This is a genomic window from Streptomyces odontomachi, from assembly GCF_024435355.1.
Lineage (GTDB): Bacteria > Actinomycetota > Actinomycetes > Streptomycetales > Streptomycetaceae > Streptomyces > Streptomyces odontomachi.
In genome coordinates this window covers 25,056-37,349 of record NZ_JAMJWG010000008.1, presented here as the reverse complement: position 1 = coordinate 37,349, position 12,294 = coordinate 25,056, and the positions used below count along the sequence as shown (strand labels likewise).

General features: G+C 71.1%; 10 protein-coding genes. 3 read left to right on the top strand and 7 right to left on the bottom strand.

What is annotated here, in order from left to right; genetic code table 11:
- Nucleotides 1-361 precede the first annotated feature (361 nt).
- Together NQO67_RS18045 and NQO67_RS18040 are read right to left on the bottom strand one after the other, a co-directional pair.
- Nucleotides 362-1,123 carry a hypothetical protein gene (locus NQO67_RS18045; protein ID WP_255951064.1) on the bottom strand — a complete coding sequence of 254 codons (762 nt, stop codon included), beginning with the start codon at nt 1,121-1,123 and terminating at the stop codon, nt 362-364.
- 147 nt (nt 1,124-1,270) lie between these two features.
- Nucleotides 1,271-2,065 (bottom strand): hypothetical protein, encoded by a 795-nt coding sequence (locus tag NQO67_RS18040; protein WP_255951063.1) that lies wholly within the window; start codon nt 2,063-2,065, stop codon nt 1,271-1,273.
- A gap of 332 nt (nt 2,066-2,397) precedes the next feature.
- On the opposite strand from NQO67_RS18040, the gene NQO67_RS18035 reads away from it, so the two are divergent.
- The gene (locus tag NQO67_RS18035; protein ID WP_255951062.1) at nt 2,398-3,048 is read left to right on the top strand and encodes a DUF6250 domain-containing protein; all 651 of its coding nucleotides are present in this window, start codon (nt 2,398-2,400) and stop codon (nt 3,046-3,048) included.
- Nucleotides 3,049-3,063: 15 nt separating this feature from the next.
- On the opposite strand, the gene NQO67_RS18030 is transcribed toward NQO67_RS18035, so the two are convergent.
- The 4 genes from NQO67_RS18030 to NQO67_RS18015 all read right to left on the bottom strand — a co-directional run bounded on the left by NQO67_RS18030 (nt 3,064) and on the right by NQO67_RS18015 (nt 9,086).
- Nucleotides 3,064-5,769 carry an exo-rhamnogalacturonan lyase family protein gene (locus NQO67_RS18030; RefSeq protein ID WP_255951061.1) on the bottom strand — a complete coding sequence of 902 codons (2,706 nt, stop codon included), beginning with the start codon at nt 5,767-5,769 and terminating at the stop codon, nt 3,064-3,066.
- Nucleotides 5,769-7,118: an ABC transporter substrate-binding protein gene (locus NQO67_RS18025; protein ID WP_255951060.1), complete on the bottom strand. Its 1,350-nt coding sequence runs from the start codon at nt 7,116-7,118 to the stop codon at nt 5,769-5,771. The genes NQO67_RS18030 and NQO67_RS18025 overlap by 1 nt, the downstream gene beginning before the upstream one ends.
- Before the next feature lie 73 nt (nt 7,119-7,191).
- Nucleotides 7,192-8,103: a carbohydrate ABC transporter permease gene (locus NQO67_RS18020; protein ID WP_255951059.1), complete on the bottom strand. Its 912-nt coding sequence runs from the start codon at nt 8,101-8,103 to the stop codon at nt 7,192-7,194.
- Nucleotides 8,100-9,086: a carbohydrate ABC transporter permease gene (locus NQO67_RS18015; protein ID WP_255951058.1), complete on the bottom strand. Its 987-nt coding sequence runs from the start codon at nt 9,084-9,086 to the stop codon at nt 8,100-8,102. The genes NQO67_RS18020 and NQO67_RS18015 overlap by 4 nt, the downstream gene beginning before the upstream one ends.
- Before the next feature lie 400 nt (nt 9,087-9,486).
- Here NQO67_RS18015 and NQO67_RS18010 point away from each other — a divergent pair, with 400 nt between their 5' ends.
- Nucleotides 9,487-9,708, top strand: coding sequence for a LuxR C-terminal-related transcriptional regulator (locus NQO67_RS18010; RefSeq protein WP_255951057.1), 222 nt, complete (start codon nt 9,487-9,489; stop codon nt 9,706-9,708).
- Nucleotides 9,709-9,753: 45 nt separating this feature from the next.
- The gene (locus NQO67_RS18005) at nt 9,754-11,091 is read left to right on the top strand and encodes a glycoside hydrolase family 28 protein (RefSeq protein WP_255951056.1); all 1,338 of its coding nucleotides are present in this window, start codon (nt 9,754-9,756) and stop codon (nt 11,089-11,091) included.
- Between the two features lie 28 nt (nt 11,092-11,119).
- Here the strand turns inward: NQO67_RS18005 and NQO67_RS18000 are convergent, their stop codons facing one another.
- On the bottom strand, nt 11,120-12,121 hold the full coding sequence (locus NQO67_RS18000; protein ID WP_255951055.1) for a hypothetical protein: 1,002 nt from the start codon (nt 12,119-12,121) through the stop codon (nt 11,120-11,122).
- Nucleotides 12,122-12,294: the final 173 nt, after the last annotated feature.

The following is a 12,294-nucleotide window of genomic DNA, read 5'->3' as shown; positions in this document are numbered from 1 at the left end:
TCCATGCCCGTGGGGGGCGACACCCCGAAAGGGGTGGAGGAAGGAAAAGAAGGGTCACCGGGGGAGAGTCGCGAGTGAGACGGGAGGTGTCGTGGGGGTATGTGCGCGCGCAGGACCGCCGCTGGGTGCCGGTGAACTCACGGTCCAGGGCAATCGCGCCGGCCGAGCACGTACATACCCCCGCGACACCGACCCACCCACCCCACCGAACGCGGCCCTTCGGCACCCCAGGACAAGGGGGCACCCCAAACCTTCTGTGGGCAGTCGTTCCGCAGGGCGGAACGGGTGGGCACAGGCCACGACGCACGGTCACGTGCAACGGCACCGGGCCCCCGGACAAGGGGGGAGCGCGAACCGGGGCCTAGCCCAGGAGGTCGACAAGCCTGCCGTGGACGCCGTCCTTGCCGTCCGTCCGACTCGGCACGAGCCGTCGTCCATCCCCCGCGTCCCGGGTAAGAACGTGCACCCGCCCACCACCCCGGGCCAGAACCAGATCCGTACTGGCCCCGGCCACCTCGGCCGACCCCTGCGCGGTGTACTGCGTAACGGTGAGCAACGCAGACCGCTCCGCCGCAGCGAGCACCGCGTCGACGTCCACCTCCTCGTCCGGGTCGGCGAAAGAACCCCGCGGCAGCCAGTCGACGAGCATCCGGAGGGCCTCGTCGAGCTTGTACAGGCCCAGTTCGTGCACGCCGAGCGCGTCGATGCGCACCATCAGGCAGACCCGTTCCGGCTGGGGTTGGGGAAGCACGAGGATCCGCCACGGCTCCCCCGGCTCCGTGCCCGTCGTGCGCGCGTCCAGCACTTTGCGGGCCCGGCGCTGGAACGCCACGGCAATGCCCAGGTCGCCCCGGACCTGGATCTGCTCGGTGGTGGACCCGGCCAGGAGGAGTTGACGTGCCGCCAGCGAGCGCACGGCCTCGGCGAGCACCTCGTCCGACGGTCGGGCCTCCAGGAAGTCCACGATCGCGTCCACGGCGGTGAGCTCCGCGATCGTGTACGCACCGAGCTGGACCGGTCCGGTGTCCACCAGGTCCAGCACGGCCGGGATCAGCCCCTCGGGGAGGGACACGTCGCCCGCTCCGTGCGTCGGGGTGGGGCGATCGTGCCGGTCGTCGCTCATGGCGGCCCTCCTTCCGACGACAGGTTTACTCAGGTTTGCCGCGTGATGTCCGCGCCGGTCACCCCGGCTGGCCTGCTGGGGGTCCGGGGGCATCGCCCGGGAAGACGCAGCCGGCTGGGGGTCCGGCCCGTCGCGGAGCGACGATCGTCAGGCCGTATCCCCCGGAAAAGGCAGTACCGCCGGTGGCTCGGGCCGCTCGCGGAGGACCGCGGCAGCGCTGGGCGACGGTGCCGTGGTGATCCACACCTCGGAGTTGCCGAAGAGGCCGCGCCCGGCCCTGCCGGATGCGGTCTTCCCCAGCTCGCCGGCGAGGTCCGCCCGGTCCGGGGGAGGGAACCGGGCGGCCAGGTCCTGGGAGACGGCGGTGACGTCGTCGTCCGTCTCGATCCGGCGTAGCGCCCGGAACAACGACCGGGCGACCGGTGGCGTCAGGGAGGTCGGGACGGCCAGGATCGGTGACAGGTACATCGGGTACCGCTCGGTCATCCGCGACAGGCCCCACGGGCCGACGTTGCTGCGGGTGATCTTGTACGTCACGTAGTCCACCAGGTGCCGGAGGTCGGTCAGGGTGGGCAGCTTGCCCTTGCCGAAGGCGGCGGGCGTCTTCTCCAGCTGCAACCACGTGCCTTGGGCCGTGCGCCCGTGCACCTTCTCCCGTACGACGGGGCCGCGCATCCCGATGTCGGGGTAGCGCTTCTTGTCGATGTCGCGGTGGTGGCTGGACAGGCGCGGCTGGCTGCCCTTGGCGAACCGCCAGTCCGCGTACAGCTGTGGGTCGTCCACCAGTACGTGGCCGCCGCACAGGACGTCGTGCAGCTGGGGCACCTGGAGTCCGTTGCGCTCCAGGTCGGCGAGGATCACCGCCTCCTCGGGGCTGAGGCGGTCGACTTCCTTCAGCAGACCCTTGCGGTAGGCGCCGGCCTGAGCGGTGATCTCGATCATGAGCCGGACCCTGCGACGCTGCTCCTCGGCCCGCCGGACCCGCGCATCGTCGGGCGCCGCCTCGCTGGATCGCCCGGCGCGCGAACGCACAGCAGGTGTGTGTTTGCGCCTCACCTGATCAGTACAACACAGCGGGCAGGGGTGCGCATCAGATGTGCTTGCACCCCGTCTGAACTGGGGTTTTACGGGGACGAGCGGCCCCGTGCGGGAGTTGGAAGGGGCGGGGTGCGGCCACAAGTGGCCACCGTGCATCAGGGCTTCCCGGCCGACGGGGCCCGCGGGGTAGCGTCCCGGTCGGTGAGTGGAACGGTCTGGTGAAGGGGTGGTTCACGATGGGCGGTGCCGACGCCCGCCGGCTGCTGGCGCAGGACGACTTCCGGGAGGGCACGGCCGGCTGGTTCGCCGAGCTGGAGGCGGGCGGCACCGTGGTGGCGCGCGACGGGGTGCTGGACGTCGACGTTCCGCGGGGCGCCTCCGTCTGGTACCGGGAGCCGTTCTTCGGGCCGCACGAGATCACGTACACGGCGACCGCCGTGTCGGCGGGCGGCCCGCACGACCGGGTGAGCGACCTCAACACCTTCTGGGCGGCCCGGGACGCCCGCTCGCCGCAGGACCTCTTCGCCTCCCGGCGGTCCGGCGCGTTCGCGGACTACGACCACCTCCTGACGTACTACGTCGGCTTCGGCGGCAACTCCAACACCACCACCAGGTTCCGCCGCTACACCGGCACGCCGGGCCGCCGCCCGCTGCTGCCCGCGCACGATCTGACCGCACCGCTGCTGGAGCCGGGCCGGGCGTACCGGATCCGGCTCGTCGCGGACGGCGAGCGGGTCCGGTACTTCAGCGACGGTGAGCTGCTCTTCGACTACGTCCACCGGGCCGGCGAGGTCCCTTACCCGGGCGGCTGGTTCGCGTTCCGCACCACCGCGAGCCACTTCCACGTGGCCGACTTTCGGGTGTGGGCCCTGCCGGAGCAGGATTAGAGGCCAAGGGCCTGGTCAGGGGGCTTCGGCCGGGGCGATGTCGAGGAGGGCGATCCAGGCGAGGTCGCGCTGGGCCATCTGGTTGGTGAAGACGCCGTCGGGGTCGGGGACCTCGTCGACGGGCTCGGCGACCGCGTCGCCCTCGATCCGGCGTGGGGCCGGCCACACCCGGGCGCGCGGGTCGCTGAGGAGCTGGTCCCAGCCGCGGCGTCGTAGTTCCGGGTCGTCCAGCTGTTCGCCGGCCCACGCGGTCAGCCGGGAGTGGAACGAGGGACGCAGCGAGGCGTCGAAGTCGAAGCCGTAGCGTGCGGTGCGCTCCTCGGGGGTGGCCAGGCCGTAGCGGCAGAAGTCCAGCCAGACGGTGCGGAAGGCGGACGCCCCGGGGGTGTCGGACTCGGATGCGCCGAGCGGGTCCAGCAGGTCGAGTGCCTCCCAGATGATCTGCTCGCCGAGGAAGGCCGTGGCGAGGTGGTAGCCGCCGGCGAAGTCGTCCCGGCCGGCGCCGATGTTGGTGAGGTGCCCGGTCGCCGGGTCGAAGCCGATGGCGCCGTTGTGCTGGCCGGTGAACAGGCCCGCGGGGAAGGCCCCGGCGTCGGCCAGGTCCGTCATGCCGGTGGTGATCAGATCGCGGTAGTGCGTGTCACCGGTGCGTTCCCACTCCGCCATCCAGTTGCTGACCAGCGCGTACCAGTCAGGGCCGATGCGGAGTCGGACCGGTGCTTCGGACTGCGGGGGAAGGATCATGCGCAGGGGGTCGATGCGGCGCAGCGTCTCGTCGGCCTTCAGGGAGTTCCTGATCAGGTCGCCGAGGAGCTCGTCGGCGGTCAGGTAGTAGCCGAAGCGCCGGGTGAAGGACTCCGCGATCCGGGCCTCCTTGGCGCCGCAGCCCCAGTGCACCACGTTGTGCCGCGAACCGAGCCCGGCGAAGCGCCCGGTGAGATAGGTGTCCGCCTCGCTGACGTGCTGGGTCATCGCCTGGGCGAGCCGGAACGTCGCCGGGTCGCCGGAGCGCAGGAACGCGTACCAGAGCAGGGCGTCGGTGCCCAGTTCCGCGTTGTCCCAGGCGTAGCCGCCGACGTCGTAGCGCCACTCGTGGCGGTCCGTGTCGTAGGAGTGCATCACGTCGCCGTGGTGCCAGAACCCGTACCACTCGCGTTGTTCGACCTCGGTCGCGTAGTAGGCGACGTCCGCCGCCAGGGCGTCCTCGCGTGCCGCGCGGCCCGGTGTGGAGCGGTCCGGCAGCGACCAGCGGCCGAAGACCCGGGTGTGGTGGTAGTGCGCGGGTTCGGCCACCAGGTGGGGCGGTGCGGTCAGCAGTGACGACAGGCGTGCCACGTCGGCACGGGCGGGGGTGCCTCGCAGCGCCCACAGCCGGAACTCGGTGGAGCGTGTCATGCCCTCGGCCGTGCCGAAGCCCTCCTGGGTGTCCTCGTAGGCGAGGTCCAGGCCGTGCGGCACGCCGTCGTAGCTGCGCAGGTCCATCGCGCCGCCGTGCGGGGACCAGGACCACAGGGTCACCGTCGCGGTGTCCGACGCCGCGGCACGGATGTCCAGGGAGCGGGGGAAGCGCTGCCAGAAGTCGGTCATCCCGAAGCCCAGGCCGCCGCCGTCCCCGCCGACGTAGCCGAAGCCGGCGGCCCGCTCGCCCCGCCCGGCGTGCTTGAGCCAGACCCCGGACGCCGAGGTGCGCTTCCACACCGCGTAGTGGCGCGGGGACTCCTGGAAGAGCGTGAAGTCGTTCCACTCCGCGAGGTCGCGGTGGCCCGTGCGGGTGGCGGCGTCCGTCCACTGCTCGACCGGGGGCGCCGGCTCGCCGGCCACCTGGGCCGCGCGGACCGCGGCGCCCGGGTCCTGGCGCAGCCCGGTGAGCACCCGCACCGGCTCCCCCCAGACCCCGCCCGAGCAGCTGCCGAAGCGCACGTGCCGGTCGTGCGTGGCGCCCGCGAGCGGGACCGCGACTTCCAGGCCGAGCCCGCGGACGAAGTCGGCGTCGGCGTCGCCGTCCCAGACGAAGTGGTGCACCAGGCGCACCTCGTCGCCGTCCGCCGACAGTTCGACGCGCAGGGTCCAGGGCAGCAGCGTCCGCGCGTCGGCCGCCTCGTCGGTTTCGTTCCCGTCCTGCCGGTGGCGTCCGCTCAGCTTGACGACGGCGCGCACCGGGCCGTGCTGCTCCACGGTCGCGTCCTCGACGATCCCGGTCCATGCGGTGCGGTGCAGGGTGCCCGGCGCCTCGTCCGGGCCGTCCTGGAGGTGGAGCACCAGGCGTCCGTCCCGTGCGGTGGTCCGGCCGCCCCGGGTCACGGACCGGATGGCGACGGGGCCGCTGCGGGCGAGGCGGACGTCGACCAGCCCGTTGGTGAGCGTGAGCGTGTCGGCGGTCTCCGCCACCGTGACGGGGTGCGCGGGCGGCGCCGGTTCGCTGCCCGCCGCCAGGACGTACCCCTCGGCTGCCTCGTGCGGGCCGACCGCGTGCCCCGTCCACTTCAGCGAGCCGTCCGGCCAGTACGCGAGCGGCCAGGACTGCACCGGCACCGCGCGCCCGTCCACGGTGCTGAGCGCGAAGCCGGCGCCGTCCGCCGGCACGGTGCCGCGTGGCCAGGGCACGCCCCAACGGGTACCTGAGGGGGCCTGCGGGGGACTGCCGAGCCAGTGCAACGGCACCTGCTCCCGCTCGCCCTCGGGCGCTGCTGAGGACGGCTGACCGGCTGGCTGACGTGCCATTACTTGAGGCCTTTCAGGGTCTGGTTGATCAGGGTGTTGGCCTGCCGCATCGCCTGCGCAGGGGTCTGCTTCTCCAGCCGGATCGCGTCGAGGGCGTCGGCGATGGCGGTGGCCATCTGGCCGTTCGTGGCGATCGGCAGCTTGCTGGGGGGATAGCTCTGGTACTGCGCCAGGTCGTAGAACGCGGACTGGTCGATGTCGCCGTGGAAGTTCAGCGGCTTCTGCCAGGCGTCGGACGTCGCCAGGTCGTGCCGGACCGGCACCTCGGCGGCGATGGTCGAGTACAGGGACTGCCCGCGGCGGGAGAGCGTGTAGAGCAGGAACGCGGCCGTCTCGTGCGGGTGCTTGGTGTTGACGGTGCCGGCCCAGCCCTGCATGCCCGCACCGATCTTCGGCGTCGGGAAGAGCGGGAAGTTGACGAACCCGGGCACGAAGTCGGTCAGCCAGGCGGTGTGCTGGGGGTTGACCATGTCCCCCAGCATCAGCGGTCGCACGTAGAAGTTCATCGCGGCCGTACCGCCGAGGAACGGGTCGGCGGGCGGGTTGCTGAACGCGGGCGAGAAGGTGCGGTAGTAGTCCATCATCTGCGCCACGCCTTCGATGACGCGCGGGTCGTCCAGGGTCGCCCGGGTGCTGTCGGCGTTGACGACGTCGCCGCCCCAGCCGCGCATGAACGGGATGAAGACGGGATAGCCGGTGTAGTTGGCCCCTTTCTGGATGCCCAGCGCCCAGTACTGGGTGCTGCCGACCTTCTGCGTCAGCGCTTTGGATGCGGCGAGGAAGTCGTCCCAGGTCCAGCCCCGGTGCGGCAGCGGCACCCCGAACTTCTTGAAGAGCTTCGGGTTGTAGGCCACCACCACCTGGTCCACGCCGCGGGGCACCACGAGCTGACGGCCGCTGTACTTGCCCAGCTTCATGATGTTGTCGACGAAGTCGGACTCCTGGTAGCCGTACGCCTCGAAGTACGGGGTGAGGTCCAGGAAGAGGCCCTTCTCCGCCTGCACCGCGGACAGCACGTCGGTGGTGCGCATGATGTCTGGCAGCGTGCCGGACACGGCGTTGGTGACCAGCGTCTTGATGTCGGTGATCTGGGCGTTCGGCTGCACGTCGATGGTGATGTTCGGGTGCAGCTTGTGGAAGTCGGCGGCCAGCTGCTTCGCCCACGGCTCTTCGGTGGGCCCGACGGCGACGCCGAACCGCAGGGTGACGGGGCGGGTGCTGAGGCTGGTCAGTGCGCCTGGCGCGGTCGGCTGCGCGGTGTCCATCCCCACGCAGCCGGTGAGACCGAGTCCGGCGAGCGCGCCGCCGGCACCGGCGAGCAGGCCGCGTCGGGTGAGATGCCGGTCCATCGTGGTGCTCCATCTCGTTCGGCGGGTGGATGGGGGAGCCCGGAGGCCTCGGTTGAGGGCGGCCGGCGGGCGGTCAGCGGGCGACACCGGTGAGGTTCACGCCCTGGATCAGCCAGCGCTGCATGAAGAAGAATCCGACGATCACGGGGAGCATCACGATCAGCGCGATACCGACGATGAGCTGGTTGCCCCAGCCGGGGACCGGGTTTCCGGCCATGCCGTACAGGCCCAGGCTCAGGGTCCACTTGCTGGTACTCGGCAGGTAGATGAGCGGGCCAAGGAAGTTGTCCCAGGCGGCCAGTGCGGTCATCCAGGCCGAGACCCCGAGGGCGGGCCTGACCATGGGCAGCACGATCCGGGTGTAGATCTGCCAGTGGTTGGCCCCGTCCACGAACGCGGCCTCGTCGATCTCGTGCGGGATGCCCATCATGAACTGCCGCAGCAGGAAGATGTTGAAGGGACCGCCACCGAAGAACGCCGGCACGATCAGGGGCAGGTACGAGTCGAGCCAGCCGAGCTGCTGGAACATCAGGTACTGCGGGATCAGGGTGACGATGAACGGCAGCATCAGCGTGGACAGCACCACGTTGAACCAGAAGTCGCGCCCCGCGTAGCGCAGCCGGGACAGGCCGTACGCCACCAGCGAGGCGGAGGCCACCGAGCCGATCGTGACTCCCGCCACGATGATCAGCGTGTGCCACAGGTAGTCGGTGAACGGCTGCTGGGTCCACGCGGTGTGGAGGTTGCCCCACTGGAGGTCGCCGGGCCACCACACCACCGGGAGCTTGTTCTGCTGCGGGGTGGTCTGGAGCGCGGTGTTGACCGCCCAGTAGATCGGGAACAGGAAGACCGCGGTCACCAGGAGCAACGTGACGAAGATGCCGACCTGGCCCTTCGTCCAGCGGGTGCGGCGGGCCGGGCCGCGGGTCCGGGCGGCGGCATCCTGCGGGGTGGTGGTCGGGGTGGCGGCACTCACGGCGGTCATCGGTCGCCTCCCTGGTAGAAGACCCAGCGGCGGCTGCTGCGGAAGAACAGCAGCGTGACCGCGAGGGTGAGGACGAACAGCACCCAGGCGCCGGCCGAGCCGATCCCGAACTGGAGATAGCCGAAGGTGTGCCGGTAGATGTAGACGTTGATGAAGTCCAGCGCCCCCAGCGGGCTGCCGTTGGCGGCGTTCTGGACCTTGCCGCTGGTGGCGGTGACCACGATCAGCGACTGGGTGAAGACCTGCATCGCGTTGATGATCGACAGCACCGCGTTGAAGAGGATGGTCGGCGTGATCATGGGCATCGTGATCCGCCAGAACCGGGTCCATGTGCTCGCCCCGTCGACCTTCGCGGCGTCCAGCAGCTCCGTGGGCACGCTGCGCAGCCCGGCGAGCCAGATCAGCATGCTGGCCCCGGCATGCCACAGGCTCATCAGGATCATCGAGGGCATCGCCATCGTCGGCGAGGTGAAGAACTCGATGGGGGTGTCGATGAGGTGCAGGTGCATCAGGACGGAGTTCACGATGCCGTACTCGGACGGCGACAGCAGCACCTTGAAGACCACCGCGCCGGCCACCACCGGCAGGATCGCCGGCAGGTAGATCAGCGTGCGAAAGACCCGCATGCCGGGCACGTTCTGGTTGAGCAGCACCGCGATGAACAGGCCCACGGCAAGGCCGAGGGGCACCGAGATCACCGCGTACAGCACCGTCACCTTGAGCGCGTTGTAGAACTGCGGGTCGGTGAACAGCTGGTGGAAGTTGTCGAGACCGGTGAACCGCGGCTTGCGCGGCAGGTCGTACCTGGTGAAGGAGTAGGCGAACGACAGCACCATCGGCAGCGCCGTCCACAGCAGCAGCCCGACCAGGACCGGGCTGATGAAGCCGTAGCCGACGAGCGTCTCGCGGCGCCGGCGCCGCCCGCCGGGCTGTGGCGTGCTCGGTGCGGGTGCGCGGCTGCGCGGAGGCTTCATCGCGGCCATGGGGGCTCCTTGTCGCCGGAGTTTCCGGGGGGTGACTCCTCGCTACAACCTGAAACGATCAAAGTAGGGGCGTGCCGTGGGGTCGACAAGGGACGGGAGTGGCCACAACCGGCCATGTTGCGGTGGCCTGGCATACCCGGCCCGACCTGGCGTGAACGGCGGTCCGGGCGGGGTCTGGAGGCGGCGGGGCGCACGTCGTCCCGGTCCGGGCCCGTGGCCGGCGCGTACCGATCCGGAGCCCGGCTCGTGGCGGCCGCACCGACTCCCGTATCCACGTTCTTTGAAACGTTATATTGACACATTCGAAATGCTCACCTTAGGTTTTCGGGCACAGCACTCGGCATCTGCCTGGGGTGCGGCGTCTCTCCTCACCCGTCCCGGAACGCGCAGGGGGAACCCATTGGCAGCCACCGACACCACCACGGGCGAGACCGTTCTCAGCGAGGAGGAACGCGCCGTGCTCGTGCTGCTGGCCCGCGGTCTGCCGGAGGACGCCGTCGCCCGCAGGCTGCGCACCTCCAGCCGCACCCTGCGCCGCCGCATCCGCGCGCTCTGCGACCGCATCGGCGTACGCACCCCGCTCCAGGCGGCGGTGTGGGCCGCGCGGCGCGGTCTGATCTGAGTACGCGAGACGCCAGCACACCGGCCGAACCTGGACACCTCTCCCATGACAGCTGCTCAACTCTTCGACGTGGCGGACTTCGGCGCCGTCGGTGACGGTCGCGCCCTGGACACCGCTGCCGTTCAGGCGGCGGTCGACGCCTGCGCCGCGTCCGGCGGTGGAAAGGTCGTCCTGCGCGGCCACCGGCGCTACCGCTGCGGCACCGTACGGCTGCGTGACCGGGTCGAGTTCCACCTCGACGAGGGCGCCGTGGTGGAGATGAGCCTGGACCGTGCGGACTACGCGGGGGAAGCGCTGTTCGTCGCCGAGGGTGCCCAGGGGATCTCCCTGACCGGGCCCGGGCGGGTGGAGGGACGGGCCACCGACTTCATGCGGGCCTGGGACGACAGCACGGGACTCGGCCCCTGGATCTACACCCCCCGGGCGTGGCGGCCGGCGGCCTTCGCGCTGCACGACTGCCGGGACGTCGTGGTGCGTGACCTCACCCTCGCCGACGCCCCGTTCTGGGGCCTGCACCTGCGGGGTTGCGACCACGTGGGAGTGGAGCGCCTGACGGTGCGCAACAACCTCGCGGTGCCCAACTGCGACGGGGTCGACATCGACTGTAGCCGTGACGTGGAGGTGCGCGACTGCTCGATCCACAGCGGTGACGACGCGATCGTCGTCAAGGCCACGGCGCGACCCGGACGCCGCACGGGACCGGTGTCCGGCGTGCGCGTCCACGACTGCGAACTCCTCACCCAGGACTCGGCGCTGAAGATCGGCACGGAGACGCAGGACTCCATCAGCGACGTCCGCTTCGAACGCTGCACGGCCGGCAGCTGCAACCGCGCCTGCACCATCCAGCTGCGCGACGGCGGCGACGTCCACGACATCCTCTTCTCGGACATCACTTTCGACGCCCGCTACTTCAGCACGCCCTGGTGGGGCCATGGCGAGGCGGTCTCCGTCACGGCACTGCCGCGCACGCCCGAAGGCCCGCTGGGCACCGTCTCGAACGTGACCCTGCGCCGGGTCAGGGGCCGTGCGGAGAACAGCGTCCGCTTCGACGGCAGCGACCGAAGCCGGCTGCGTGCCCTGCTGCTCGACCAGGTGGACGTCACCCTGGAGCGCTGGACCGGCTTCCCCGGTGGCGTCTTCGACAACCGGCCGACCTCGCACCTGCCCGAACTCCTCCCGTACGACACGCCCGGCATCCACCTCTCCCGGGCCGACGCCGTGACCCTGCGCGACACCCGGATCGCCTGGGGCCCGGGCCGCCCCGCGTACTTCTCGTACGCCCTGGAACTGCACGACGTCACCGGCCTGCACCTGGACGGCTTCCAGGGCGAGTCCGCCCACCCGGACCGCCTCCCGGCGATCAGCGACGACCGGGAGCGGTGAGGGCGGGCGGCGGGCGCCTTCGGACGGCTCAGCCGATGTGGGCCGTCCAGTGGTCGTTGGGATGGGTCAGGGAGATGCTCAGCGACGGGCAGTCGAGCGTGCTGCCGGACGGCGGGGTGCTGCTGTCGGGCGTGCTGTTGCTCGACGAGGCGGGTGTCCAGGTCGATCCGGACAGCAGCTGGATGCTGCTGCTCTCGAAGGTCTGGCCGGCCATGTCCTGGCAGTAGTAGCCGGCACCGGTCGAGGAGTTCACCGAGGTGTAGACCTCGAACATGTCCCAGCCGAAGGCGTACTCCGGGATGTCGTACGTGCCGGAGCTGGTGTAGAAGCTGTCCCAGGCGTGCGTCTGGTAGTTGTACAGGTACGTCGTCCAGGTGTTGGACGACGAATCGGTCTGGTGGATGTCCTCGCTGTAGGCGGGGTGGCCGTTGACCGTGGTGGTGTAGGCGGCGAGGAAGCCGGCGTCCATCGGGACGGCCTTGCCGACCGTGTCCCGCCCGCCGCACCAGTCCCACGCCCACAACAGGGCGCCGTCCGGCGTGTAGGCGGTGGTCATCTCCATGCAGGCGCCACCGGCCGGGATGGCCGTCGGCGCGTAGACGTAGTCGCCCCCGCTGGTGGCGCGGGCGCCGCTCACCACGCTCTGGGTGGCCTGAAGGCCCTTGCTGGCAGCGTTGGGCATGCGGATGCCCCAGCTGGTGTGCAGCTGGGCGTCCTGCGCGGCGGGGGCCTTGGCGGCGGCCCGGTGCGTCCGCTCGCGGGTGAGCTGCCGGAACCGGTCGGCGGCGGTGCCGGCGGCCCGCTCGGCGGCGGCTCCGGTCAGCCCGGGGACCACGCCGCCGATGGGCGCGATGGCGCCGCGCAGCGCGGGGTCGTCGGCGGCCGGCCGGGCGAGGCCCGCGGCGGTGTCCGTGGGCGCCGGATGCGGGGCCGCCAGCGCCGGAATCGGTCCGTTGGCGGCGGTCAGCGCCGTCGCGGCGGCCAGCACCACGGCCGCGGTCCTGGCTCTGATGCTCTGGAGTATGCGCATGTGGGGATGCCTTTCCCTGGGAGGGGGCGCCCGCGGCCACACCGCCTACGGCAAGGCGGCGGGCCTCGCTCGGGTGTTGGCTCATGCCGGCTCGTGCGCCGGGGCGTGTCGGGCCCGTGGTGTCGCGCTTCGTGATGTGAGGGGCGCGACGGTGGGGGACGTTCGAGAGGTCT